Origin of the sequence: Mesorhizobium caraganae, from assembly GCF_016836705.1 — a bacterium.
GTDB lineage: Bacteria > Pseudomonadota > Alphaproteobacteria > Rhizobiales > Rhizobiaceae > Mesorhizobium > Mesorhizobium caraganae.
Map to the genome: position 1 here is coordinate 58,074 of NZ_JAFCGY010000013.1, position 24,511 is coordinate 82,584.

General features: G+C 63.3%; 30 protein-coding genes. 16 read left to right on the forward strand and 14 right to left on the reverse strand.

Translation table 11 applies throughout. From position 1 onward, the window contains the following. The first annotated feature begins 25 nt into the window (after positions 1 to 25). The 4 genes from purS to JQK88_RS21060 are packed head-to-tail and all read left to right on the forward strand — an operon-like array spanning position 26 to position 2,034. Entirely contained in the window at positions 26 to 268 is a 243-nt protein-coding gene (gene purS / locus JQK88_RS21045; protein WP_203279349.1) for a phosphoribosylformylglycinamidine synthase subunit PurS, read from the forward strand. Between the two features lies 1 nt (position 269). Further along, positions 270 to 938 carry a phosphoribosylformylglycinamidine synthase subunit PurQ gene (gene purQ / locus JQK88_RS21050; protein ID WP_112561440.1) on the forward strand — a complete coding sequence of 223 codons (669 nt, stop codon included), beginning with the start codon at positions 270 to 272 and terminating at the stop codon, positions 936 to 938. A 36-nt stretch (positions 939 to 974) separates the two neighbouring features. Then, on the forward strand, positions 975 to 1,385 hold the full coding sequence (locus JQK88_RS21055) for a hypothetical protein (RefSeq protein WP_203279350.1): 411 nt from the start codon (positions 975 to 977) through the stop codon (positions 1,383 to 1,385). A 4-nt stretch (positions 1,386 to 1,389) separates the two neighbouring features. Next, positions 1,390 to 2,034 carry a Pr6Pr family membrane protein gene (locus JQK88_RS21060; RefSeq protein WP_203279351.1) on the forward strand — a complete coding sequence of 215 codons (645 nt, stop codon included), beginning with the start codon at positions 1,390 to 1,392 and terminating at the stop codon, positions 2,032 to 2,034. Positions 2,035 to 2,046: 12 nt separating this feature from the next. On the opposite strand, the gene JQK88_RS21065 is transcribed toward JQK88_RS21060, so the two are convergent. Then, positions 2,047 to 2,292, reverse strand: coding sequence for a DUF1127 domain-containing protein (locus tag JQK88_RS21065; RefSeq protein WP_203279352.1), 246 nt, complete (start codon positions 2,290 to 2,292; stop codon positions 2,047 to 2,049). A gap of 93 nt (positions 2,293 to 2,385) precedes the next feature. Here JQK88_RS21065 and JQK88_RS21070 point away from each other — a divergent pair, with 93 nt between their 5' ends. After that, complete coding sequence (locus JQK88_RS21070) at positions 2,386 to 3,798, forward strand: aminotransferase-like domain-containing protein (protein WP_203279353.1); 1,413 nt, start codon at positions 2,386 to 2,388, stop codon at positions 3,796 to 3,798. A 40-nt stretch (positions 3,799 to 3,838) separates the two neighbouring features. On the opposite strand, the gene JQK88_RS21075 is transcribed toward JQK88_RS21070, so the two are convergent. After that, a complete protein-coding gene (locus tag JQK88_RS21075) occupies positions 3,839 to 4,003 on the reverse strand; it encodes a hypothetical protein (protein WP_192253565.1) in 165 nt (54 codons plus the stop codon). A gap of 188 nt (positions 4,004 to 4,191) precedes the next feature. On the opposite strand from JQK88_RS21075, the gene purL reads away from it, so the two are divergent. The 3 genes from purL to JQK88_RS21090 all read left to right on the forward strand — a co-directional run bounded on the left by purL (position 4,192) and on the right by JQK88_RS21090 (position 7,289). Continuing rightward, positions 4,192 to 6,423: a phosphoribosylformylglycinamidine synthase subunit PurL gene (gene purL, locus JQK88_RS21080; protein WP_203279354.1), complete on the forward strand. Its 2,232-nt coding sequence runs from the start codon at positions 4,192 to 4,194 to the stop codon at positions 6,421 to 6,423. Then, the gene (locus tag JQK88_RS21085) at positions 6,420 to 6,944 is read left to right on the forward strand and encodes a hypothetical protein (RefSeq protein WP_192253561.1); all 525 of its coding nucleotides are present in this window, start codon (positions 6,420 to 6,422) and stop codon (positions 6,942 to 6,944) included. Before purL ends, JQK88_RS21085 begins: the two co-directional genes overlap by 4 nt. A gap of 111 nt (positions 6,945 to 7,055) precedes the next feature. Then, positions 7,056 to 7,289 carry a BolA/IbaG family iron-sulfur metabolism protein gene (locus tag JQK88_RS21090; RefSeq protein ID WP_192253559.1) on the forward strand — a complete coding sequence of 78 codons (234 nt, stop codon included), beginning with the start codon at positions 7,056 to 7,058 and terminating at the stop codon, positions 7,287 to 7,289. 19 nt (positions 7,290 to 7,308) lie between these two features. On the opposite strand, the gene JQK88_RS21095 is transcribed toward JQK88_RS21090, so the two are convergent. From JQK88_RS21095 to JQK88_RS21105, 3 genes are all read right to left on the reverse strand, one after another. Continuing rightward, positions 7,309 to 8,508 (reverse strand): ZIP family metal transporter, encoded by a 1,200-nt coding sequence (locus tag JQK88_RS21095; RefSeq protein WP_192253557.1) that lies wholly within the window; start codon positions 8,506 to 8,508, stop codon positions 7,309 to 7,311. Then, complete coding sequence (locus JQK88_RS21100; protein ID WP_203279355.1) at positions 8,505 to 9,632, reverse strand: multicopper oxidase domain-containing protein; 1,128 nt, start codon at positions 9,630 to 9,632, stop codon at positions 8,505 to 8,507. Before JQK88_RS21100 ends, JQK88_RS21095 begins: the two co-directional genes overlap by 4 nt. 118 nt (positions 9,633 to 9,750) lie before the next feature. Further along, positions 9,751 to 10,560, reverse strand: coding sequence for a phosphodiester glycosidase family protein (locus JQK88_RS21105; protein WP_246501611.1), 810 nt, complete (start codon positions 10,558 to 10,560; stop codon positions 9,751 to 9,753). A gap of 163 nt (positions 10,561 to 10,723) precedes the next feature. Between JQK88_RS21105 and grxD the strand changes: the two genes are divergently transcribed. Together grxD and JQK88_RS21115 are read left to right on the forward strand one after the other, a co-directional pair. Next, a complete protein-coding gene (gene grxD / locus JQK88_RS21110) occupies positions 10,724 to 11,059 on the forward strand; it encodes a Grx4 family monothiol glutaredoxin (RefSeq protein WP_192253553.1) in 336 nt (111 codons plus the stop codon). A 133-nt stretch (positions 11,060 to 11,192) separates the two neighbouring features. Next, positions 11,193 to 12,461 (forward strand): multidrug effflux MFS transporter, encoded by a 1,269-nt coding sequence (locus JQK88_RS21115; RefSeq protein WP_112561801.1) that lies wholly within the window; start codon positions 11,193 to 11,195, stop codon positions 12,459 to 12,461. Positions 12,462 to 12,517: 56 nt separating this feature from the next. On the opposite strand, the gene JQK88_RS21120 is transcribed toward JQK88_RS21115, so the two are convergent. From JQK88_RS21120 to rpsD, 3 genes are all read right to left on the reverse strand, one after another. After that, the gene (locus JQK88_RS21120; RefSeq protein ID WP_203279356.1) at positions 12,518 to 13,345 is read right to left on the reverse strand and encodes an inositol monophosphatase family protein; all 828 of its coding nucleotides are present in this window, start codon (positions 13,343 to 13,345) and stop codon (positions 12,518 to 12,520) included. Then, positions 13,335 to 14,228: a tRNA 2-thiocytidine(32) synthetase TtcA gene (ttcA, locus tag JQK88_RS21125; RefSeq protein WP_203279357.1), complete on the reverse strand. Its 894-nt coding sequence runs from the start codon at positions 14,226 to 14,228 to the stop codon at positions 13,335 to 13,337. The genes JQK88_RS21120 and ttcA overlap by 11 nt, the downstream gene beginning before the upstream one ends. A 151-nt stretch (positions 14,229 to 14,379) precedes the next feature. Next, positions 14,380 to 14,997, reverse strand: a complete 618-nt coding sequence (gene rpsD / locus JQK88_RS21130) for a 30S ribosomal protein S4 (protein WP_027028657.1) — start codon at positions 14,995 to 14,997, stop codon at positions 14,380 to 14,382. A 105-nt stretch (positions 14,998 to 15,102) separates the two neighbouring features. Between rpsD and JQK88_RS21135 the strand changes: the two genes are divergently transcribed. Beyond that, the gene (locus JQK88_RS21135) at positions 15,103 to 15,396 is read left to right on the forward strand and encodes a hypothetical protein (RefSeq protein ID WP_203279358.1); all 294 of its coding nucleotides are present in this window, start codon (positions 15,103 to 15,105) and stop codon (positions 15,394 to 15,396) included. 85 nt (positions 15,397 to 15,481) lie between these two features. Further along, positions 15,482 to 15,691 (forward strand): hypothetical protein, encoded by a 210-nt coding sequence (locus tag JQK88_RS21140; RefSeq protein ID WP_203279359.1) that lies wholly within the window; start codon positions 15,482 to 15,484, stop codon positions 15,689 to 15,691. 75 nt (positions 15,692 to 15,766) lie between these two features. Here the strand turns inward: JQK88_RS21140 and JQK88_RS21145 are convergent, their stop codons facing one another. After that, positions 15,767 to 15,955 carry a DUF3008 family protein gene (locus tag JQK88_RS21145; RefSeq protein ID WP_112561427.1) on the reverse strand — a complete coding sequence of 63 codons (189 nt, stop codon included), beginning with the start codon at positions 15,953 to 15,955 and terminating at the stop codon, positions 15,767 to 15,769. A gap of 161 nt (positions 15,956 to 16,116) precedes the next feature. Between JQK88_RS21145 and JQK88_RS21150 the strand changes: the two genes are divergently transcribed. Next, the gene (locus JQK88_RS21150; RefSeq protein ID WP_192253545.1) at positions 16,117 to 17,499 is read left to right on the forward strand and encodes an RNB domain-containing ribonuclease; all 1,383 of its coding nucleotides are present in this window, start codon (positions 16,117 to 16,119) and stop codon (positions 17,497 to 17,499) included. On the opposite strand, the gene murI is transcribed toward JQK88_RS21150, so the two are convergent. The 3 genes from murI to JQK88_RS21165 form a co-directional block, all read right to left on the reverse strand. Beyond that, the gene (murI, locus tag JQK88_RS21155; protein WP_203279360.1) at positions 17,496 to 18,296 is read right to left on the reverse strand and encodes a glutamate racemase; all 801 of its coding nucleotides are present in this window, start codon (positions 18,294 to 18,296) and stop codon (positions 17,496 to 17,498) included. The two genes, JQK88_RS21150 and murI, sit on opposite strands and share 4 nt — an antisense overlap. Before the next feature lie 148 nt (positions 18,297 to 18,444). Continuing rightward, the gene (locus JQK88_RS21160) at positions 18,445 to 19,047 is read right to left on the reverse strand and encodes a DUF805 domain-containing protein (protein ID WP_192253541.1); all 603 of its coding nucleotides are present in this window, start codon (positions 19,045 to 19,047) and stop codon (positions 18,445 to 18,447) included. Between the two features lie 79 nt (positions 19,048 to 19,126). After that, positions 19,127 to 19,975, reverse strand: coding sequence for an RNA methyltransferase (locus JQK88_RS21165; RefSeq protein ID WP_203279361.1), 849 nt, complete (start codon positions 19,973 to 19,975; stop codon positions 19,127 to 19,129). A 221-nt stretch (positions 19,976 to 20,196) separates the two neighbouring features. On the opposite strand from JQK88_RS21165, the gene JQK88_RS21170 reads away from it, so the two are divergent. The 3 genes from JQK88_RS21170 (at position 20,197) to JQK88_RS21180 (ending at position 22,699) form a co-directional block, all read left to right on the forward strand. After that, positions 20,197 to 21,408 (forward strand): NADP-dependent isocitrate dehydrogenase, encoded by a 1,212-nt coding sequence (locus JQK88_RS21170; RefSeq protein ID WP_192253536.1) that lies wholly within the window; start codon positions 20,197 to 20,199, stop codon positions 21,406 to 21,408. A 74-nt stretch (positions 21,409 to 21,482) separates the two neighbouring features. Then, complete coding sequence (locus tag JQK88_RS21175) at positions 21,483 to 22,097, forward strand: glutathione S-transferase family protein (RefSeq protein WP_203279362.1); 615 nt, start codon at positions 21,483 to 21,485, stop codon at positions 22,095 to 22,097. Between the two features lie 20 nt (positions 22,098 to 22,117). Beyond that, complete coding sequence (locus tag JQK88_RS21180) at positions 22,118 to 22,699, forward strand: demethoxyubiquinone hydroxylase family protein (protein ID WP_203279363.1); 582 nt, start codon at positions 22,118 to 22,120, stop codon at positions 22,697 to 22,699. 4 nt (positions 22,700 to 22,703) lie between these two features. Here the strand turns inward: JQK88_RS21180 and JQK88_RS21185 are convergent, their stop codons facing one another. Together JQK88_RS21185 and JQK88_RS21190 are read right to left on the reverse strand one after the other, a co-directional pair. Continuing rightward, the gene (locus JQK88_RS21185) at positions 22,704 to 23,183 is read right to left on the reverse strand and encodes a DUF2269 family protein (RefSeq protein WP_192253531.1); all 480 of its coding nucleotides are present in this window, start codon (positions 23,181 to 23,183) and stop codon (positions 22,704 to 22,706) included. Further along, the gene (locus JQK88_RS21190) at positions 23,180 to 24,511 is read right to left on the reverse strand and encodes an SDR family oxidoreductase (RefSeq protein ID WP_203279364.1); all 1,332 of its coding nucleotides are present in this window, start codon (positions 24,509 to 24,511) and stop codon (positions 23,180 to 23,182) included. The genes JQK88_RS21185 and JQK88_RS21190 overlap by 4 nt, the downstream gene beginning before the upstream one ends.

A 24,511-nucleotide genomic window follows, 5' to 3' on the forward strand; every position in this document is an offset into this window, starting at 1 on the left:
ATACTCGAACAGGAACCTGTCCAGCATGATCAAGGCCCGCATCACCGTCACCCTCAAGAACGGCGTGCTCGACCCCCAGGGAAAAGCCATAGAGCACGCCCTGTCCGGCCTGGGTTTCGGCGGCGTCGGCCAGGTGCGGCAAGGCAAGGTGTTCGATCTCGAGCTTGCCGAGACCGACAAAGCCAAGGCCAAGGCAGATCTCAAGGCGATGTGCGACAAGCTGCTGGCGAACACGGTGATCGAGAATTACGCGGTGGAGATCGCCTGATATGAAATCCGCCGTCGTTCTCTTGCCAGGACTCAATCGCGACCGTGACATGATCGCGGCGCTGACCAAGATCTCCGGCCAGGCGCCGGCCACCGTCTGGCAGACAGACACTGAAATCCCCGATGTCGACCTGATCGCCATCCCCGGCGGCTTCTCCTTTGGCGACTACCTGCGCTGCGGCGCCATTGCCGCGCGCATGCCTGTCATGCGGGCGGTGGCGGAAAAGGCGGCCAAGGGCGTCATGGTCATCGGCGTCTGCAATGGGTTCCAGATCCTGGTCGAGGCCGGCCTGTTGCCCGGTGCGCTGATGCGCAATGCGTCGCTGAAATTCGTCTGCCGGCAGGTGAAGCTCGAAATCGCCAACGCCAACACCATGTTCACCCGCCGCTATCAGCCGGGTCAGATCATCCGCACCCCGGTGGCGCATCATGACGGCAATTATTTTGCCGATGCCGACACGCTTGCCCGCCTCGAAGGCGAAGGACAGGTGGTGTTTCGTTATGCCGAAGGCACCAATCCCAACGGCTCGATCAACGACATTGCCGGTATCATCAGCGAAAAGGGCAATGTGCTCGGCCTGATGCCGCATCCGGAAAACCTGATCGAGGCCGCGCATGGCGGAAGCGATGGCCGCGCGCTGTTCGAAGGCGCGCTCGGCATCGCCGCCTGATATCCTTTTTCGAAATTCCTTTCAAAGCGATTGACCATGAGACTGACGATTGCCCGGATGGCTCTCCTGACCGCCGCCGGCTTGGCGTTGGCGTCCTGCCAGTCCAGCCCGAAGAGCGCGCCGGCGCCTGCGGGCAAGAGCGCTTCGCTGCTGGCCATGGAGCAGGTGGCGATATCAGCCCACAAATGCTGGATTGCCAGCAAGGATCCCGCCTTCAAGTCGTACCAGATGGCCAATGAGCTGAATTCGTTCAGCGGCACGCCGCGCTTCCTTCTGGTTCCTGCCAAGCATTATGGCGGCAAGCCCTTGCTGGTCGTCCAGGCGCAAGGCAATTCCAGCCGCATCGACGTGTTCGGTCCGCTGATGGACGATCCGCTCGGCGCTCGCATCGGCTCCGACATTGCGCGCTGGCAGACAGGCAATCCCTCGTGTAACGCGGCCGCCTGACGCCATGGGCCGCTTCCTGCAGATGGCGGGATTGGTCATTGGCGTGGTCGGGCTTGTCCTGCAAGCCTGCATCACCATCCCGGCGTCGATGGAAGCTGGCCGTAGTTTTCTCGGCTCGATCATCTTTCTGTTCAGCTTCTTCACCATCCTGGCCAACATCGGCGCAGTGCTGGTCCACACCTCGCTGCTGTCACCCAGCGGCTATGCCTGGCTGCCCGCCTTTGCCGGACCGCGGATGCGCGCAGGGGTCGCGGTTTCCATTGCGTTGGTCTTCATTGTCTATGCCACGGTTCTGGCACAGCTCTGGCAGCCGCAGGGCCTGTTCCTGCTCTGCGACGTGCTGCTGCATTATGTGACGCCGGTGCTGTTCGTGCTGTGGTGGCTGTTGGCGGGTGCCGACGGCAGGACACGCTGGAGCGACATCTCTTGGTGGATGACCTATCCGATCGCCTATCTCGCCTATGCGCTGGCGCGGGCGCCGATCGCGGGCGAAGTGCCCTACCCATTCCTCGACGTCGCGAAGAATGGCGTGACCAGCGTCGCGCTTGCGGCGCTGGCCGTCACCGGCGTTTTTCTGGTGCTGTGTATCCTCGCCGTGCTTGCCGACAAGGGCATATCACGCATGAGAACATCCGGCGCGCGCCGCTGACCGAACTAAGGTTCAGTCCCAGAACGGCCGGATTCCTTCGCGGTGGGCGTCGCCTCGCGAAACACCGATATCCCTAAGCTGCTCGTCGGTCATTTCCAGCAGGGTCAGGCGGCCGCGGCGGCGCTCGATCAGCGCGTCGATCCATCGCGCCAGCGACCTGACGACATAGACCACGCGGCTGACAAAGCCTCGCCGGCCCGACGGGCGCGGCCCCACCAGTTCAATGCCCGCGCAGCGGATTGTCTCTGTTGTATCCATTGTCTTTCTGCCAAGGTTGCAAATTGTACCCATTTCGATACGGCGCTGATATGTATTGACTCCTAATCCGGTGCAATATACAAAATTGTCACCATGACAAATTGGCTTCCTGATCTCACCACCGGTTCCGGCCCGCTCTATCAGCGCCTTGCCGACAGCATCGAGTCCGACATCGACAAGGGCATCATCGATGCAGGGGCAAAACTGCCGCCCCAGCGCGATCTCGCCTATGACATCGGCACCACGGTCGGCACGATCGGCCGGGCCTATCAGTTGCTGCGCGAACGAGGGCTGGTGAGCGGCGAGGTCGGACGCGGAACCTATGTGCTGGCCCAGCAATCGGAAGCGGCGAGCCCCGAATTCGCCGAGCCCGCTGTGCAAGGCACGCGCTATGTCGATGCGCCGGCCGGCAAATTGCGCTTCGACAGCACGGCCGCGCCCGACATCGGCCAGGGCGCTATTGTCGCCGACATGCTTTTGCGCACGGTGCAGGACTATCCGCACGAGATTTCAAGCTACACCAGGGATTTTCCGGAGCGCTGGTTCGAGGCCGGCGCGCGCTGGCTGTCGCGCAATTCGTTCCGCCCGGCGGTCGAGACCATCGTTCCGACGCTCGGCACCCATGCCGCTGTCATGGCGGCGATCGCGGCGCTGACCACGCCCGGCGACTATGTCGCCTTCGAGCACCTCACCTATTCGCAGATCGCCCGCAGCGCCGGGCTGATCGGGCGGCGCATTGCACTGGTGGCATCGGACGAGGAAGGCCTCGATCCCGAGGATTTCGAACGCGTCTGTGCGCAAAAACACCCGAAAATGATCTTCCTGATGCCGACGGTGCAGAACCCGACGCTGGCGATCCTGTCGGTTTCGCGCCGTGAGGCGATCGCCCGCGTCGCGCGCGAGTACAATGTCATCCTCATCGAGGACGATCTCTATGGCGGCTTGACCGACGATTCGACACCGCTGCTCGCCGAATATGCGCCCGAGCGCACCATCGTTGCCGGTGGCCTGTCGAAATCGGTCGCGGCAGGCGTCCGCGGCGGCTGGCTCTCCTGCCCGCCCGCCTATCGCCATCGCATCCGCGTCGCCCACAAGATGATGACCGGCGGCATGCCGTTCCTGCTGGCGGAGGTGAATGCGCGGCTGGTGCTGTCCGGGCAGGCCGGCGACATCCGCCGGCGCAGCATCGCCGAAATCGCCGCCCGCATCGCCATCGTGCGCGAGACTTTGGCCGGCTTCGCCTTCAAGTCACACGACAGCGTGCCCTTCGTCTGGCTCACCTTGCCCGATCCCTGGCTGTCCGGCACCTTCCGCAGTGCATGCCTCGAAAATGGCGTGCTCCTCGACGACGAGGACGAGTTCAAGGCGGGGCGCTCCGAGCAGGTTTTCCACGGTGTTCGTTTCGGTGTCTCGCAGCCAAGGCGGCGCGAGGACATTGCCGGCGGCGTCGCGGTGATCCGCCGGCTGCTGGAGGAAGGCCGCGCCGGCTACGACAGGTCTTCCTGACCCGTTGAGGCTTAACTGGTGCTCGCGGCCCTGGCCTCGGTCAGCCCTCTGCCTTGAAGTTTTTGGCTTCCCTCGCGCCCTTTTCCTTGCCGTGCTTCTCGGCCAGGTCCTTGGCTTGTTGCGGCGAAACGTCGGTGATCTCGGCAAGATGCATAGCTTCCTTGTCCGAGAGGCGATTGTCTTTCTTGCCTTGCTTGGTGGCCATATCCAGATCTCCTGATTGATTGGAGACCTAACGGCCGGAATGCCATAGCGTTCCCCGACGGGCTCCGCTGCCCCCTCGCCTTGTGGCTTTCCGGCGTTTTTCGTCGGCGGATGGGGTGTATCACGCCAAAGCTTGCGTTAAGAGGGGACTCAGAAATCCCCCTCTCCCATGGATACCAATCGCTGCCCATGACCATTTCCAATTCCGTGCCAATCACTCCGGAACTCATTGCCGCGCACGGGCTGAAGCCCGACGAATACCAGCGCATCCTCGATCTGGTCGGGCGCGAGCCGAGCTTTACCGAACTCGGCATCTTCTCGGCGATGTGGAACGAACACTGCTCCTATAAATCCTCGAAGAAATGGCTGCGCACGCTGCCCACCACCGGGCCGCAGGTCATCCAGGGTCCCGGCGAGAATGCCGGCGTAGTCGATATCGGCGACGGCGACTGCGTCGTCTTCAAGATGGAGAGCCATAACCACCCCTCCTACATCGAGCCCTATCAAGGTGCGGCGACCGGCGTCGGCGGCATTCTGCGCGACGTCTTCACCATGGGCGCGCGGCCGATCGCGGCGATGAACGCACTGCGCTTCGGCGCGCCCGACCATCCCAAGACGCGACATCTGGTCTCCGGCGTGGTTTCCGGCGTCGGCGGCTACGGCAATGCCTTCGGCGTCCCGACGGTTGGCGGCGAGGTCAATTTCGACGCTCGCTACAACGGCAACATCCTGGTCAACGCCTTTGCCGCCGGCCTTGCCAAGACCGATGCGATCTTCCTGTCGGAAGCCAAGGGGGTCGGCCTGCCGGTCGTCTATCTCGGCGCCAAGACCGGACGCGATGGCGTCGGCGGCGCCACCATGGCCTCGGCCGAATTCGACGACAAGATCGACGAGAAGCGCCCGACCGTGCAGGTCGGCGATCCCTTCACCGAAAAGTGCCTGCTCGAGGCCTGCCTGGAGCTGATGGCATCGGGTGCCGTCATCGCCATCCAGGACATGGGTGCGGCCGGCCTCACCTGCTCGGCGGTCGAAATGGGCGCCAAGGGCGACCTCGGCATCGAACTTCAGCTCGACCAGGTGCCGGTGCGCGAAGAGCGCATGAGCGCCTATGAGATGATGCTCTCGGAAAGCCAGGAGCGCATGCTGATGGTGCTGCGCCCCGAGAAGGAAAAGGAAGCCGAAGCGATCTTCCACAAATGGGGCCTCGACTTCGCCATCGTCGGCAAGACCACCGACGATCTGCGCTTCCGCGTCATCCACCAGGGCGACGAGGTCGCCAATCTGCCGATCAAGGACCTTGGCGACAAGGCGCCGGAATATGACCGCCCCTGGGTCGAGCCGAAGAAGCCGGCGGCATTGGCGGCCGGCGATGCGCCGAAGGCCGATGTCGCCGACGCGCTGCTGAAGCTGCTCGGCGGGCCGGATTTGTCGTCGCGGCGCTGGGTGTGGGAGCAGTATGATACGTTGATCCAGGGCAATTCGCTGCAACTGCCGGGCGGCGACGCCGGCGTGGTGCGCGTCGAAGGCCATCCGACCAAGGCGCTTGCCTTCTCCTCCGACGTCACACCGCGCTATTGCGAGGCCGACCCCTATGAGGGCGGTAAGCAGGCGGTGGCCGAATGCTGGCGCAACCTGACCGCCACCGGCGCGCTGCCGCTGGCGGCGACCGACAACCTCAATTTCGGCAATCCGGAGCGGCCGGAGATCATGGGTCAGCTGGTCGGCGCGGTGAAAGGCATTGGCGATGCCTGCCGCGCGCTCGGCTTCCCGATCGTGTCGGGCAATGTCTCGCTCTACAACGAGACCAACGGCCAGGGCATCCTGCCGACGCCGACCATAGGCGGCGTCGGGCTGATCGCCGACTGGTCGAAGATGACGCGCATCGGCTTTGCCGCCGAGGGCCAGATGATCGTGCTGGTCGGCGCGCCGGCGACATGGGGCAGCCATCTCGGCCAGTCCGCCTATTTCAGAGACATTCATGGCCGTACCGACGGCCCACCGCCGCCGGTCGACCTCGCGCATGAGAAGCGTGTCGGCGACCATGTGCGCGCCCTGATCGCGTCGGGCGTGGTGACTGCCGCGCATGACCTTTCGGATGGCGGCCTCGCCGTGGCGCTGGCCGAAATGGCGATGGCGTCCGGCATCGGCGCCACCATTCCGGGCCTTGCCGGCACCGACCCGATCCCGGTCTGGTTCGGCGAGGACCAGGGCCGCTATCTCCTGACGCTGTCGCTGGATCCGCAGAGCAAGGAATGGGACGCCATCCGCGAGGAGCAGAGCAAGCTCGGCATTTTTGCGCCATGGATCGGCTCGACCGGTGGCAGCGCGCTGAAGCTCGGCGATGCCAGGGCGATCCCGGTCAGCGAATTGACCGCCGCCCATGAAGGCTGGTTCCCGCGCTTCATGGACAAGGCCAGTTGAGCAGACTGGCTGCCCGGACGCTGATCGCTGTCGTCTTCTGGCCGTCGCTGTTCTTCTTCTGGTTCCTCGGCCCGTTCGTCTTTTTCCTGCTGTCGACGACCTCAAGCGAGGTCTGTCCGCTGCTGGAAAGACGCGAGCAATTCCTTGAGGCGGCCAATGGCGCGCTTCCGATGCTGGTCCTGCAGAACCTCCTTTATGCGGTTCCGATCATCTGCCTGGTGCTTTGGATCCGGCTTTTGCCGGACCCGGCGCGAGCAAGACATGTTGTCACCTGCATCAAGCTTTTTATTGTTGCAGTGGTCATAGGGGCGCTGTGGGAATATGGCTCGTCGCTGGCCTGCGACGGCTACGGCCAGCCATTCTTCTCGCCATTGTGGCAGATGACCAGCTATCTCCCCCTCGTCAGCCTGGTGATCAACATTCCGCTCTATGTCCTGACCTTCAGCCTTGGCCGGGGGTTCTCGACGCGCGACGACATCACCGAGGATGGTGTGGTCCACCCGCGGCAGGATGGCCCGTAGGTTCTGCGTTGATGGACAGGACGGCTTCAATCCGAGCCGGAAAGGCTTTAGGCTTACGCCCGAGTCACATCGTACAAGCTGCCTAGCCGCCGCCCAGAACAGGATTTTGCCATGGCAATGGATGCCCACGACATCGAAAAACTGATCAAGGCCGGCATTCCGGACGCCAAGGTGACGATCCGCGACCTCGCCGGCGACGGCGATCACTATGCGGCCGAGGTGGTGGCCGAAAGCTTCCGGGGAAAGAGTCGCGTCCAGCAGCATCAGATGGTCTATGACGCGCTGAAGGGCAATATGGGCGGCGTGCTGCACGCGCTGGCCCTGCAGACCAGCGTGCCGGACTGAACTTCCCGGCCGGCGCGGCTCAGATCTTCACCAGCATCGCCGTGAGGTACATGAAGCCAACACCGGTCGCCAATCCGGCCATCGCACCCGGCGCGAACACTGCGCGTGTGCCGTCGGCCCGCTGACGCATCTGCATCGACACGAGTTCGACGATCACTTGCAGGATTGCTCCCGCGCCGACCGCCAGCGCCAGCGCCGACCATTGCGGGGCATAAGCAAGGCTGCCGATCCATAGGCCGACGACCGCTGGCCCGCCCGCGAGCAGCGTCAGCGCGGCGAAGGTCCGCAATGGCGGGCGCTGCTTCAGGATCGGGGCGGCAATGCCTATGCCCTCGGTGATGTTGTGCAATGTGAAGCCGAGCACGAGGAAGGTGCCCAGCCCCGCCGCACCCGAAGCGAAGGCGGCGCCAATGGCCAGCCCTTCGCCCAGATTGTGCAGGCCGATGCCGAGCGCGATGAAGGTGGCGAGAGCCAGACCGGTTGGTGTCCCGCTCCGCCGGCCCGCCGCCATCAGCAGCAGAAAACTGGCGGCGGCGGCAAGCACGATCATTGTCGATCCCTGGAACAGGGCGGCTGCCTCGCCGGCCAGTTCGAACGCGTCCTCCAGCGCATCGACGAACAGGAAGGCGAGCAGCCCGACGGTCAGCGACAGCAGAAAGTCCATGCCGGCCTGCCCCACGCCACGAAGCGCTGGGTAGAACATGAGGCCGATCGCCACGGGCAGGATGCCGACGAAGGCGCCAAGCACCGCCTGCGCGACGAAGCTCAGCGAATCGCGCGTCGGCGTCGGCACGGCGACGGCGATCTCGTGCCCGAACGTCGTGCCGGTGCTGGTCACGACGTTGATCGCATGGGCCTCCCCCAGCACCCAGGGATACGGCAGACTGATCCACGCCGTGGCGCCGCGCGCGATCGGACCCGGCGGATCCTGCGTGAACTGCCAGTAGGCATCGTCGACCTGGACCTGCGCGACGGTCATCGGTTCCGACCCGCCGGCCCGGACGAGAACCCGGATGCCGTCGGCCCCCAGGATCGTCCGCTCGAAGGTGAGGTTCTCGACCGGCGGCGCACCGTTGCGGAAGTTCGACAGCAGGTCCGAGGAGACCAGCCAGACGATCGCCAGCCCAAGCACGGCCAGCGGCAACGCGATCCAGGCCAGATAGGCCCAGCTTGAGCGGTTGGCGCGTGTTTCGGCGGAAGGCTGGCTCAGATCGGTCACGACACGGCCTCCACGACGTCGAACATGCCGGACCAACCGAGTTCGGTGAATTCCGACTGGTGGGGATGGAACATGTAGAGGCCCGGTTCGTGCTCCCGGAAATGGAATTCGAGGATGCCGCGCTCAGCCTGGCACTGGGTGATCAGGTCGACGGTCTTGAGCGTGGGGGTGAGCGTCGTGCCCTGATTGTAGTAGTCGAAGAAATTGGCATGCAGGTGGAAGGAATTGATCGGATCGAACTCGACGACGTTGACGAGATAGATGCGGACGGGCGTGTCCTTCAGCACCCGGATCGGCTTTTTCGCATAGGCGTGGGCGACGGTGTTGACGGCGTAGACCTCGTTCTCGTTGTCGAAGTTGGTGTCGAAGGCATTCATGACCATGACGAATTCCTGCCAGCCGGCATTCTCGGGCGTGCCGAGCAGGCGCGAGCGGGCGACCGCCTCGTGCTCCGGATGCCGGGCCGGATCGGGATCGATCACGAAGGCGCCGTACATGCCCTTCTGGATGTGCCGCTTCAGCGGCAGCGCGTGGCAGTGGTAGAGATGACAGCCGAACGGCCTGGCATCGAACTCGTAGACGAACTCCTCGCCTGGCCCGATCGGGCCGGCGCCGGGGACGCCATCCATGCGCGCGGCATGAATGCCGTGAAAATGCATCGAATGCGGGTGCGAGCCCTGGTTGCGGAAGACGATCTTCAGGCGCTCGCCTTCGGTCGCGCGTAAGGTCGGTCCCGGCACGCGGCCATTGTAGGTCCATGCTGGAAACATGATGCCGGGCGCGATCTCGATCTCCTTGTCCTCGGCCGTGACCTCGAAAGTGCGAAGCGTCCGCCCGTCCGGCAGCGTCGACACCGTCCCGGTGTCCCAATCGGTGAGCAGTTTGGATGGATCGAAGCCGTTGCGCGCGTCGTCGACCTCGCCGACCGTGATCATCGCGCCATGGGCCGACAGATGCGCTGGCGGCGCTTCAGCGGCTGCCTGAGGCATCTCGTGGCCGGCGTGGCTTGTCTGCCCGCGAGCGGCACTTGCCGCGACCGCAGTGCCGCCGGCAGCCATAAGGCCACCGGCCAGAAGCAGCCTTCGATCGAGCTTTCGCTCCAGCAAGGATTTCGTCTCGCTCATGCCTGCATCCCTCCATATGCCAGCCAGAATAGCGTATGCTTCAAGATTTAGCTATAGCTATATTCCGGAGAGCGGCCGATCGATGACGAACAGGTAGGCGAAGGTCTTCTTTGGGAAGCTACTCGGTTGCAGGCTTCTTCGCCGAGACCGAGATGATCGGCCCCGCCGGATATTTCCCGCCGACGATCATCCTTTTGCCGTCCGATAGCGCCGAGACCGCACCGTCGAGGAACAGTGCATTGCGGCATTGAAGCGCATCGCGGAACAGCCGCGCGAAGCTGCCGAAGCTCACTTCCGAGCGCGAGATCACCAGCATGACGGTGTTTTCATCGCTCACGCCGACACCATTCCTGATGTAACGCGAGGTGCCATTGGCCTCGAAGCGCGGATGAAGTGCGCCATCGATCACCAGCATCGGGCCGGACTGCGTGGCGAAAGCGACGTCAGGCCTAGCGGCGGCATAGGCGCTGCTCTCCATGATGGCGGCCTTGCCGTCCTTGCCCAACAAAAAGACGCCGTTCGGTTTCAGGAAGAAATTGCCTTCGCCGTCGGCAAGGTTGAGCGGCGATTTTTCGCTGCCGTTCTCGACCAGCAGGCCGACCGGCGACAAATCCTGGTGATACATGCCGCCATTCATGGCGAGCAGCACCGGCCTGCCCTCGCCGGCAACCGCCTTGTCAAAGGCCTCCAGCGAGCCGAAGGGCTTGCCGTCGGCATCAGCATGGAAAACTCCAATGCTGTCGGCTCGAAGATCGATCTCGCAGACGACATAGGTCACCGCCTCGAAAGCGACATTCCGACAGGGTGCGGGCAATTCGCCGCCGACAACCAGCGGTGGCGGCGGCTCCGGGCGTCTCGGCCACCAGATAATGGCTGTCGCCGCCACCAGGATGGCGATCAGAAGGGCGGCGCCATGTCGTTTTTTCATCATCTTCCGGAGGCTGCAATCGGGCGGGATGCTTGGCCCAAGACAGGCGATCCTTTGCGCCATTTCCGCGGCAGCGGCGCAAACATCTTGTTTCGGCCCATCTATGGGTTTATTTGATGGCTATGCTTCGAGCCTGACTCCCACAGGCGTGAAAGGATATTCCATGAGCGGCATCAACGACTACATCGACAGCGAAGTGAAGGGTAACGACGTCGTCCTTTTCATGAAGGGCACGCCCGGTTTTCCGCAGTGCGGGTTTTCCGGCCAGGTGGTCCAGATCCTCGATTACATCGGCGCCGACTATAAGGGCGTCGACGTGCTGACCTCGGCCGAACTTCGCCAGGGCATCAAGGAATACTCGAACTGGCCGACGATCCCGCAGCTCTACGTCAAGGGCGAATTCGTCGGTGGTTGCGACATCATCCGCGAAATGTTCCAGGCGGGCGAACTGCAGACGTTCCTCGTCGAAAAGGGCATCAGCGTCAAAGCTCCCGCCTGATTCTGGGGCGCCTGATTCTGGTTTGAGACCGGGGCAGGCCCGCCTCGGCAACATGTTACCTCCCCTTGGTGGGTGAGGGCGAACCTATGCGCCGGCATGCCGGCGCATATTCGTTTTGAAGATCGGACCCGCCGTGGACCAGCAGTCAGACGCGCCGCAACAGGCAAGCAAATTGCCTATTCCGCGCTGGGAATTCATCGCGCTGTGCGCGGCGCTGATGGCGCTGAACTCGCTGGCCATCGACATCATGCTGCCGGCGCTGCAACAAATCGGCGCCACGCTCGGCGTCGAAAATGAAAACCACCGCCAATATGTCATCACCGCCTACATGCTCGGCTTCGGCGGCGGGCAGCTTTTGTTCGGGCCGATTTCGGACCGGTTCGGACGCCGCGCGCCGCTGGTCGTCGGGCTGGCGATCTATGTCGTGGCGGCGGCGGCCGCTGCCATCGCCCCGTCATTCGCCATCCTGCTGCTGTGCCGGCTGGTGCAAGGCATCGGAGCGGCGGCCACGCGCGTCATCGCGGTGTCGATCGTGCGCGACACGTTCGACGGCCGGCGCATGGCCGAGGTTATGTCGCTGATCTTCATGGTGTTCATGGCCATCCCGGTGATTGCTCCGGGCATCGGCCAGTTCATCATGCTGTTTGCAAGCTGGCACTGGATCTTCATCACCATGGCGGTCGGAGCGCTGATCGTATCGGCGTGGTCGCTGCTGCGGCTGCCGGAAACACTGCGTCCGGAATATAGACGGCCGTTGACAGTATCATCCGTCGTCGGTGGGTTCCGCATCGTGCTCACCAACCGCCTCACGCTCTGCTACGCCTTTGCCAGCACCTTCATCTTCGCCGCGATGTTCGGCTTCATCATCTCCGCGCAGCAGATCTATATCGACATCTTCCATGTCGGCGAGCTGTTCCCGGTGATCTTTGCCGGCGTTGCGGGCGTGCTCGCCTTCTCGAACTACCTCAACTCGCGGCTGGTCGGCCGGGTTGGCATGCGCCGCCTGTCGCAGGGCGCACTGCTTCTCTTTCTCTGCATCAGCCTTGCGTGGCTGGTGGTTTCGCTCGAGATGAATATGCCACTCTGGCTGTTCATCACCTTCTTTGCCTCAGCGATGCTGCCTTTCGGCGGGCTTGGCGCCAATTTCAACGCGCTGGCCATGGAACCGCTTGGCCAGCTCGCCGGCACGGCCGCATCCATTCTGGGCTTCATGCAGACCTTTCTCGGCGCCATCATCGGCGCGCTGATCGGTCAAGCTTTCAATGGGACGGTGACGCCGCTGGCCGCCGGCTTTTGCAGCGTCTCGGTCGCGGCGTTGCTGATGATCCTGATTGCCGAGCGCGGCAAGATGTTCCAGCCGCACAACCCGCCCATTTCAGGGCACGTCACCGACCTGCATTGATTTTGATCTGGAGGCCGGAAGCCTGGCGGCTTAAACGCCAGAGCAGGGTATTGATCCTACTCAGCCCAGAGTTCGCGGCGCAACTCCTGCCAACTTTCCTTGTCCGGCGCGGCGAGGATGCCGCCATCGACATGCGACGGCAAATAGGCGCTGCCGTCGATGCGCGCGCTGTGGCCGCCGGCCTCGGCATGGATCAGCACGCCGGCCAGATGGTCCCACGGCATCAGCTTGTTGTAGACGACGAAATGGGCGTGGCCGCTGGCCAGCAGCCGGTATTCATGCGCCGCGCAGCGATAGCCGAACTGCGACAGCGTCTTGGTCTGGTTGCGCGCCAGAAGCGAGCGTTGCGGCTCGGCCAGATATTGCCAGGAAACCGAACCGGTCATCTGCGAGACGGGCACGGCATCCGCGACGTGCACCTTCTCCAACGCGCCATGCGCATGGCGGATATGGCTGCCGGCGCCCTTGGCGCCGATCAGCCAGTCCTTGCCTACGGGATCATGGATGATGCCGGCCACGGTCTCGCCCTTGACCACGACGCTCAGCATGACGCCGAACAGCGGCACGCCGGAGGCGAAGTTGAAGGTGCCGTCGACCGGGTCGACGACGAAGGCGAGATCGGCATCGCCAAGCCCCTGAAGCAGCGCCGGATTGTCGGAACAAGCCTCCTCGCCAACGATCATCGCCTGGGGGTAGCGCTCGCGCAGCCTTGCCGTGATCAGCCGTTCGGCATTGACGTCGGCCTCGGTCACCAGATCGGCGGCCGAGGTTTTCTGGCGGACGTCACCCTCGCCCAGCCGGCGAAAGCGCGGCATGATCTCGGCCCTGGCTGCATCGGCGAGAAGCTCGGCAAGCCAGTCGATCGCATGGTCGTCAAATGTCATCGGAAAGGTCTTGTCCTGTGCTGGGGCTGCCGTTGAGGGCAGCAAAGTCGAACAGTTTGCGGTCGAGCAGATGCGACGGCCTGGTGTTGGACAGCGCGCGCAGCATCGTGTCCTTGCGGCCCGGCATGCGCTTTTCCAGATCGTCCAGCATCGCCTTCATGGCGTTGCGCTGCAGGCCTTCCTGGCTGCCGCAGAGATCGCAGGGAATGATCGGGAATTTCATCGCGGCGGCGAATTTTTCCAGATCTATCTCGGCGCAGTAGCTCAGCGGCCTCAGCACCATGACGTCGCCGTCGTCGTTGAGCAGCTTTGGCGGCATGGCCGCAAGGCGGCCGCCATGGAACAGGTTCATAAAGAAGGTTTCGAGGATGTCTTCGCGGTGGTGGCCGAGCACCAGCGCCGAACAACCCTCCTCGCGCGCGATGCGGTAGAGATGGCCGCGCCGCAGCCGCGAGCACAGCGAACAATAGGTGCTGCCCTGGGGCAGCTTGTCGGTGACCACCGAATAGGTGTCCTGATACTCGATGCGACGGGGAATGCCGTACCTGTCGAGATAGTCGGGCAAAATATGTTTCGGGAAATTCGGCTGGCCCTGGTCGAGATTGCAGGCGAGCAGCTCGACCGGCAAAAGCCCGCGCCATTTGAGATCGAGCAGCACGGCGAGCAGTCCGTAGGAATCCTTGCCGCCGGAGAGCGCCACCAGCCAGCGGTCGCCTGGCCTGACCATGGCGAAATCCTCGATCGCCTGGCGGGTCAGCCGCAACAGCCGCTTGCGCAGCTTGTTGAACTCGACGGAAGACGGCACGTTGGCGAACAGCGGATGGAAGCCGCCTTCGGCATCGGCAACCGGTTCAAGCAAATCGGCGTTTGGCAACATGTTCATGGCGCGTCGGCCCAAATCCCTGTTGCGCCCGGATTAGCGCATTGGCTCGAAAATCGAAATCGGTTTTTGGTCGATGCTTCGCAAAGCGCGATGGACAAAGAAAAAGGCCGCCTCGAAAGGCGGCCTTCGATATCTGCGCCAAAGAGGCCGATCAGCGCGAATAGAATTCGACGACCAGGTTCGGTTCCATCTGCACGGCGAACGGAACGTCCGCCAGGCCGGGGATGCGCGAGAAGGTCGCGACCATCTTGTTGTGATCGGCTTCGATGTAGTCCGGGACGTCGCGTTCGGCGAGACCGACCGATTCCAGAACGATCACCAGCTGCTTCGACTTTTCGCGCACTTCGATGACGTCGCCCGGCTTGCAGCGGTACGAGCCGATGTTGACGCGCTTGCCGTTGACGTTGACGTGGCCGTGGTTGACGAACTGGCGGGCGGCGAAAATGGTCGGCACGAACTTGGAGCGGTAGACGACCGCGTCCAGCCGCGACTCGAGCAGGCCGATCAGGTTCTCCGAGGTGTCGCCCTTGCGGCGGTCAGCCTCTTCATAGACCTTGCGGAACTGCTTTTCCGAAACGTCGCCATAGTGACCCTTCAGCTTCTGCTTCGCGCGCAGCTGCAGGCCGAAGTCGGAAAGCTTGCCCTTGCGGCGCTGGCCGTGCTGGCCGGGGCCGTATTCACGCTTGTTGACCGGGGACTTCGGGCGGCCCCAGATGTTTTCGCCGAGACGGCGGTCGATCTTGTACTTCGCGGATTCGCGCTTGCTCATCGCATTCCCTTTCAAAACAAACCACCCGGAACCTCATGGTCCGGGTGAAGGAAACGCGCCCTCCTCTGGCCTCCGTTTTCGAGACCTGACAGGGTCTTCCACGCAATGCGATGGAAAACCCACGGGACACGTCAGTTTAACAAGGCCAAGGAAACGATAAACCTGATTTCCCTGGGTTCTTGCCATGCAAAAGAAACCACCGGGCATTGCGGCCCGGTGTTGGTGGGCTCGTTAAACGGAGATTTAACCGGTGTCAAGCTCGCGGCTGGCGCCGGCTGCGGCAACCCTATAGCTTTTCTGGTGTTAAGTGCGGTGCCGGATGTGGTGGTGTCGTTGCCAACGGCATTTGAGCGACGTGCGTCCATTCGGACGCACAAAGTACGCTCAAACGCTTTTTGAGTTTCGCATCGTACTTTCCGAAAATCGATCGATTTTCGGGTCGATGCGGAAGGAAGGGACTGGAGGTAGAGGAGCCACAAGTCGTATGAAAAAATTCTTCCTTTCGTTGGTAAGTGCAGCCGTCCTGGCGGGATCGATGTCGATTGCCGTCCCAGAGCCGGCGATGGCCAGGCATTGGCACGGTCACAGGCACCATCAGGTCTGCCGCATCGTCGTGAAAAAGAAGGTCTTCTGGCGGCACGGCCACAAGAAGGTCATCCGCTACAAGGTGAAGCGCTGCTGGTGGCGCTGGTAGTTTCGGCTTGGGCCTGAAGTGAAGAGCCCGCGGTCTCGGCCGCGGGCTTGTTTTTGACGGCACAGTATTCGGGCCTCAGTCCGCCGATTTCTTCTCGGGCAGCCCCTTGCGCTTGGTCTCGGCGAATTCCTCAAGCTGCTTTTCGCTCATCGATTCATACATTTCGCGTGCGGCGCCTATGAGTTCGCCTTTCTTGGTTTCGCCGCGTTTGGCCGAAAGCGCGGCACCGGCGGCCTTTTGCTGGGCTTGTGATTTTGCAGGCATATCGGTTCCTCCTTTGCTGCCAGAAGGAGAAACGTTGCGCTTCGGCGAGAGTTCCAGTTCTGGCGGCCAACTCCCGGTCCGCGCTCATGTCTCCCCATGGCCGGCCCGCCTGCCGACAAATCGGCATTCCCGTGTCTGGAATGCCAGTGTAGGACAGCGCCATGAAATCATTGACCGATCCCTCGCAAGCCCTCTCCACCGGCCTCGCGAAAATCCGAACCGAATTCCATGTGCCGGACGGGTTTCCTCCTGATGTGATAGCCCTGGCGCAGAGGGCGGCCAGACGGGTGCCCAGCCAGCATGCCGACCGAACGGCGATGCCTTTCGTGACACTCGATCCGGCGACTTCCACCGATCTCGATCAGGCTTTTTCGATCGAGGCGAGCGGCAGCGACCTCCTGCTGCACTATGCCATTGCCGACGTAGCCTGGTTCGTCGAGGACGGAGACGTGGTGGATCTCGAAGCCTGGGCGCGGGGCGAGACCCTGTACTTGCCGGACGGCAAGGCCGGGCTCTATCCCCAGGTGCTTGCCGAGGGTGCCGCGAGCTTGCTGCCCAGCGGACCGCGTCCGGCAGTTGTCTTCACGATTCGGATCGCCGCGGACGGCGCGGTAAGACTGGATGGCGCGGAGCGGGCCATCATCCAGAGCCGCGCCAAGCTCGCTTACGACAGCGTGCGAACCTCCGACGTTCCGGCCGGCTTCGCCGAAATTGCGCGGCGCATGGCGGCAAACGAAGAGCGTCGTGGCGCTTCCCGCGTCGACCCGCCCGAGCAGGAAGTCGAGCAGCTTGCCGACGGCACATTCCAGCTTTCGTTCAGACCGCTGCAGCAATCCGAACAAGACAACGCCGCGCTTTCGCTCGCTGCCAACATGGCGATTGCCGACGCCATGCTGGCACACCGGACCGGGCTGTTCCGGGTGATGGCGCCGCCGGATGCTTCCAAGGTGCAAAGACTGCGCAGCGCGGCACAGGCTCTCGGCCTGTCCTGGCCGGCTTCGACCAGTCTGCGCGACTATCAGCGAACCCTTGATCCGGGCGACAGGCAACAGGCAGCGCTGATGCTGGAAATCCGCCGTGCCGGTTCCGGTGCGTCCTACCAACCCTATGAGGAAGGCGTTGTGCCGTGGCACGAGGCTATGGCTGCGACCTATGCCCATGCCACCGCGCCGCTGAGGCGGCTTGCAGACCGCTACGTCGTGCGCTGCGCGCTGGCAATCGCCAACGGCCAGCCGGTGCCGCAGGCCGTTACCGATGCGTTCGCCAGACTGCCCACGGTTATGGGGCGGGCGGATGCCCGCGCCTCGCAGATCAACCACGCGGCCATCGACCTTGCCGAGGCGGTGATGCTGAAGGGACGCCAGGGTGAAATGTTCAAGGCCGTCGTCACCGACGTCGCCGACCAGCGTATGCGCGTACAGCTCTCGAACATGCCTGTCGTTGCGAATGTGAAGGCCTCCGGGTTCAGGCAGGGCGACAGCCTGACGCTAAGGCTTGTTTCGGCCGATCCGGATCAACGCAGCATTGTCTTCCAACCTGCCTAGCGTGCGCTCAATCCAAAACCCTGCATCAGCCGGCTGATGGCGAAATCCGGCTTTCCCGAGGTAAAGACGGCGATGTCGGGCTCGCCTTGCGGCAACGCCCCGTCGACTGCCGGAAGCAGCGACAGAGCGCGGCGGGCAATCGCCTCGGCCGGATCGATCCAGTCGACCGGCCAGGGTGCTGTCTTGCGCATCCGGTTGGCCAGGAACGGGTAGTGCGTGCAGGCGAGCACGACGATATCGGTGCGCAAATCGTCATGCTGGACGAAGCACGGTGCGATCTCGGCGCGCACGGCCTCTTCGTCGACAAAGCCCTCGCGCATGTAGGCCTCGGCCAGTCCGGCCAGATTGTTGCTGCCGACCAGGCGGACATGGCATTTCTGCGCCCATTTGCCGATCAGGTCGCGCGTGTACTGGCGCTTCACCGTGCCCGGCGTCGCCAGCACCGAGACCAGCCCGGAGCGGGTGCGCTCGGCTGCCGGCTTGATCGCCGGCACCGTGCCGACAAAGGGATGGCCGGGGAATGTTTCGCGCAGCGCGTCGATCACCAGCGTCGAGGCGGTGTTGCAGGCGATGACCGAAATCACCGGCTGAAAACGGTCGAGCAGCTTGGCGAAGAGATCGAGTATGTGAGCCTGCAGCGCCGGCTCTTCCCAGGCGCCATAAGGAAAGGCCTTGTCATCGGCGATGTAGACGAAGCGCCGGTCGGGCATCAGCACGCGGGCTTCGCGCAGCACCGTCAATCCGCCAACGCCGGAATCGAACATCAGGATCGGGCGGTGGCTTGATCGATCGCTCATTGATGTCGGACCATGGAAAGGGGCTGGAGATCAGAAGGGCTGGCCAGTGATGTGGCCGATGCCGTTCTATCTGCAACGATCATGGTCTTGAAGTGGCGAATTCACCCAAGTTTTGCGCAAAGCCGGCGAAGATCGCTTTCCGATTGCTCTACAGCCCACGCTTGCCGAAGCCCGCGGGCTTTGGCCGACCCACCGGTTGGACGGATGGCACCGAGCGTGTGGCCGGTGCGGCGGCGCGCGCAGTGGATGGCGCAGCGCTGTTGGCCATCCGGCCGCTGGCCGACGGAACAGCGCCCTCGAAATCGAAAACCGATGTCAGCTCATCGATATTGCTGCCCGCCACCGGCTTCGCCACCAGGATCGTGCACCAAAGGCCAAAGATCGACAGCGCAAGCAGGTTCAAACCACTGGGCGTGCTTTCCGGATTGTTGAAATCGATGACCAGCAGCGTGCCGGCCTGCAGGAAGGCGTAGATGGCGCAGAACACGATGTAGGACCACAGGATCCAGCCCTTCCCGTTGGCGTCGCGGCTGCGCCGCCAGGCGATGTTGCCGCGCATAACCACAGCCAGCAGCGAAACGATGAGGACCGCGCCGGCCATTCCTTGCCGCGACGGACCAGGCGCGGAGTTGATGAAGCCCTCAAAGCCCATCGTGCCGACAATGCACACCAGAGCAGCCATGGCCTCGAGGAAAGCTACCCCAAGGGAATAGAAGAAGAAGCGCATGCGGCCGATATTGGAGGTGAACATGAGCGACCCACCGTTTTCACAACAATAGATCAGCACCAGATAATATTCAGTTACGCCGGACGTTCGAAGCTTACAGACCTTAACCTTCTTGGTCTGTCTTCCGGTTTCGCGCGGCGGCCGGAAGCCGTCTCGGATCGTCTCCGGGCGAGCCGTCGCCGCGCGGCATGGCCGGCGAAAACCGGTCCAGCGACGAAATGATGCCGCGCAGCACCTTCAGTTCCGACTCGGCAAACCCGGCGCGCGTCAGGACAGCGCGCAGGTTGTCGACCATCTTCGGCTTCTTCGGCGCCGGGCGGAAATAGCCGCGCGCTTCGAGCGCGCCTTCGAGATAGGCAAACAGGCCGTGCAACTCTTCCTTGCTCGCCGGCTTCATTTCCGGGCTGGAGAAATTGGTCGTCGTCTCATCCTCCAGGCCCGACTTCATCCACTCATAGGACATCAACAGCACGGCCTGGGCGATGTTCAGCGACGAAAAGCCGGGATCGACCGGAAAAGTGACGATCTCGTCGGCGAGCCCGACCTCATCATTGTAGAGACCGAACCGCTCGCGGCCGAACAGGATGCCGGTGCGCTGGCCAGCTATCTGACGAGCCCTCAGCGCCCTGCCCGCCTCGACCGGTCCGCGCACCGGCTTGAAGCCGTCGCGCTCACGCGCGGTGGTGGCGAAGACGAAATTGAGATCCGCCACCGCGGACGCCAGATCGCCAAACACGGTGACGGCATCGATGACATGGTCGGCGCGGCTGGCGGCAGCGCGCGCCTTCTCGCTTGGCCAGCCATCGCGCGGATTGACGAGCCTGAGTTCCGACAGACCGAAATTGGCCATGGCGCGCGCGACCATGCCGATATTCTCGCCGAGTTGCGGCTCGACGAGGATGATCGCCGGGCCGGCGGCGGAGACGTTTTCAGGAGGTTGCGCGGCGGACATGATCTCAATGAACTGCTGTTTGCGGCATTTTCAGCGTTCCCTGCCACATCCACCCGCCAAAATGAAGCGTTTGCGAAAACACCAGGTCGCCGCGCGGACGGCCCATTCAGCGCCGATCGGCGTTTGCGCCGCCAAAAAGGCTTTGATATACGGGCCGCATCCCCGGCCGAAAGCCATGCGGGCAAGGCCGTTTTGTTCCCCAAAAGCGAGGCATTCTTTCCATGGCGAAGATCAAGGTGGCGAACCCGGTCGTCGAACTCGACGGCGACGAGATGACCCGCATCATCTGGCAGTTCATCAAGGACAAGCTGATCCACCCTTATCTCGACCTCAAGCTCGAATATTACGACCTCGGCATCGAGCACCGCGACGCCACCAACGACCATGTGACCATCGATTCGGCCAACGCCATCAAGAAATGGGGCGTCGGCGTCAAATGCGCGACGATCACCCCCGACGAGCAGCGCGTCGAGGAATTCAAGCTGAAGAAGATGTGGAAGTCGCCGAACGGCACCATCCGCAACATCCTCGGCGGCACCATCTTCCGCGAGCCGATTATCATGAAGAACGTGCCGCGGCTGGTGCCGGGCTGGACCAAGCCGATCATCGTCGGCCGTCACGCCTTCGGCGACCAGTACCGCGCCACCGATTTCCGTTTCCCCGGCAAGGGCAAGCTGACCATCAAGTTCGTCGGCGAGGACGGCAAGGTGATCGAGCATGATGTGTTCGACGCGCCCGGCGCCGGTGTCGCCATGGCCATGTACAATCTCGACGATTCGATCCGCGAATTCGCCCGCGCTTCGCTGAATTACGGCCTGCTGCGCAACTATCCGGTCTATCTCTCGACCAAGAACACCATCCTGAAAGCCTATGACGGGCGCTTCAAGGACATCTTCCAGGAAGTCTACGAAGCCGAATTCGAAGCCGAGTTCAAGGCGAAGAAGCTTTGGTACGAGCATCGCCTGATCGACGACATGGTGGCGTCGAGCCTGAAATGGTCGGGCGGTTATGTCTGGGCCTGCAAGAACTATGATGGCGACGTCCAGTCCGACACGGTGGCGCAAGGCTTTGGTTCGCTCGGCCTGATGACTTCGGTGCTGATGACGCCGGACGGCAAGACGGTGGAGGCGGAAGCCGCGCACGGCACCGTGACGCGCCACTACCGCCAGCACCAGAAGGGCGAGGAAACCTCGACCAATTCGATCGCCTCGATCTTCGCCTGGACGCGCGGGCTCGCCCACCGGGCCAAGCTCGACGACAATGCCGAACTGAAGCGTTTTGCCGAGACGCTGGAAAAGGTCTGCATCCAGACGGTCGAGAGCGGCTTCATGACCAAGGACCTGTCGCTTTTGATCGGCCCCGACCAGCCCTGGCTGTCGACCACCGGCTTCCTCGACAAGATCGACGAGAATCTGCAAAAGGCGATGGCGTAACCCGACAACGAAGGCTCCGAGAGGAGCCTTCGCTTTTTGGACGAGCAATGCGAGCAGGAGCGAAGGGCTGAGCGATGACCAAGCCGACCCTCTACGGCGCTGATTACAGCGTCTATTTCCGCATCGTCCGCCTCGTGTTGGCGGAAAAAGGCGTCGGCTACGAACTCGTGCCTCTCGATATCTTCGCGGCCGAGGGCATTCCGGCCTGGTATCTTGAGCACCACCCGTTCGGCCGCATCCCTGCCTTCGAGCACAACGGCTTTCGACTGTTCGAGACCAGCGCAATCGCCCGCTATGTCGATGAGGCGTTCGACGGCCCGGCGCTGCAGCCGAACGACCCGCACGGCCGCGCACGGATGAACCAGATCATCGGCATGCTCGACGCCTATGCCTACAGGTCGATGGTCTGGGATGTCGCTGTCGAGCGGCTGGAGAAGGAAGCGCCCGACGAGGCGCTGATCGCCAACGGACTGCGCCAGGCCGAAACGGTGCTCAGGGTGCTTACCTCCCTCAAAGCGCCCGGGCCGTGGCTGCTCGGCGATCAGCTGACGCTGGCCGACCTGCATGCGGCATCCATCATCGCCTATTTCCTCAAGGTCCCCGACGGGCAAAAGCTGCTTGCCGCGTTCGCCGACATCCAGGCCTGGTGGGACGGAATTGCAAAACGTCCGAGCCTGGCGGCGGGCTGACATGAGATTAGGGGGCGCCCATGGCTGACCTTTCTCGCCAGGACGCGCTCACCATTGCCAGAATAGTCCGGGTCAACCACGCCGGTGAGTTCGGTGCGATCAGGATCTATTCGGCCCAGATTCTGGTCGCCAAACGCTTCTGGCCGGGTTGCGTGCCATCCTTGTCGGAGATGCTCGGGCACGAGCGCACGCATTGCGCAGCGTTCCGCTCCACCATGCCGGAGCGGCAGTCGCGACCGTGCCGGGTGATGCAATTCTGGAGCTGGGGCGGCTGGCTGCTGGGTTTTGTGACCGCCCTGCTCGGCCCGCAAGGCATCTGGGCTTGCACGGCAGCTGTCGAAGCGACGGTACATCGCCATCTGGACGACCAGCTTTTCTTTCTGGCCAACCGCGACACCGGATTGCACGGCATCATCCTGGCGATCCGCGAGGAAGAGCTTGCCCATCTCCATCATGCCGAACAGCAGCTGAAATCGCCCGGCCCGGCGCTGAACTTTTTGCGGTCGCTGATTTCAGTCGCCACCGACGTGCTGATCTGGCTGTCCACCTGGGGCGACTCCAGCAGAATGACGCGCGCGCTGAAGGCGGCGAAGCAGAGCTAAGGTTTTAAAGGCCGATTGCCGGCCTTGTGACCATCAGCCAGAGAATGCCGAGCACGGCGGCGAAGGCCGGAAAGCCGCACGCAAACCAGATGCGAAACAGACGCTTTTGCTCAGGCGGCAGCGGCGCGTTTTCGATGACCGCCTGTCGCGCCAGGTTGCGGATGCGGATCTGGATCCAGACCACCGGTAGCCAGAACAGGCCGGTCACGACATAAAGCAGCAGGGACAGCACGATCCAGCCTTCGGAAAGCGGCCAGCCCACGGCCTGCGCCAGCAGCACGCCGGTGATCGGCTGCACGATAACGGCGGTCGCGGTGAAAATCGTGTCGGCGATGACGACGGTGTCCGCGACATGGGCGACGAGTTCGGCGCGGCCGGTGCGCTGCGCCATCAGCATGAAGAAGGCGATGCCGACGCCGGTGCCGAACAACACCGTGGCACCGATGATATGCAGCCAGCGCAGGAGGTCGACCCAGAGGTTCATCGCTCGTCCAAAATCGCCAAGGCCACCAGGGCAAGGCACAGTGCGGGAACAGCCTTCACGATTGCTCCCAAAGGATCGAGCCACAGATCGGGCGCAAGCGCGGTTGCCGCGCCAAGATAGACCAGCGTGATGGCAATCATCCCCATCAGTGCAAGGCGCGCCAAGGACCGCACGAGAACAGCGGCCCCGACAGCAATGTCGGCGACACTTCCGGCAAGCACCATTCGAAGGGCGAGCGCCGGCGTCAGGCCATGCGAGACTAGAATGTCGGCGGCCACATCCTGCCTGGCAAAGCCGACAATTCCGGACACCAGCCAGAACAGCGACAGCACCCCGAATACGACCGGTTTCAGCAACCAGAGCCGGGCAAACCACCGCTCCTGAACATGGGCGGGCATGGCGGCCAGCGTTGCCTCCAGCGGCTGCAGCTTATGATCCGATATCTCGTTCCAGGACCGGGCATTGCCGGTCACGCCGCGCGCCAACGCGGCCAGGGCTGCGCTGCGCAGAGGCGAGCGCCAGCCAAGCAGCCCAAGGCCATCGGCAACAACAGCCGCGATCCCACCGAGAAACGCCGGCATCGGCACCAGGCGGGCCGGCGGCAGTCCAAGCCATGCCCGGAAGGCAAACAGCACATCGGCGAGCGGGCGCGGCTCGGCTTCGACGAGATCGACGGAAAGACGCGGCGGCAGGGATCCGGCAACCGCACGCGACACGGCCTCAGTGACATCCGTGACCGCCACGGTCTGGATGGGCCGGCGCGCCATCACGGCAGGGATGAAACTGGGAAAGGCGGCAAGCGCGCGCAAAAGTGCCGTCCCGCCATAGGCGGCAGGCGCGATCACCAGGCCCGGGCGCAGGATCGTCCATTCGAGCGATGAATTTGTGACGGCCTTGTCGCCCTCGCCTTTGGTGCTGAAGAAAACATCTGATGAGGTGGGATCGGCACCGATGGCGGAGATCTGCACGAAACGGCTGATACCGGCCTGTTCGCAGGCGGCGACCAGCGCCACGACCGCGCCGCGATGGATGGCGTCGAGGCGGTCGCGTGGGCCGTCCTGCAAGGCGCCTGCGGCATTCACCACCGCATCCATGCCCGCGAGCATCGGCAGCCAGTCTTCAGCGGTCAGCAGGTGCGCCATGTCGGCCGCGATCCAGCGCACCGCCGGCCAACGCCGCGCGGCATCCCCGATATCGCGGCCGAGGCCGGTGACCTGATGTCCGTCGCCCAGCAGACGGCCGACGACGGCTTCGCCGATCAGTCCATAGCCGCCGAGGACGAGCACCTTCTTGCCAGGACTATCAGGCTTGCCGGGGCTATCGGGCAT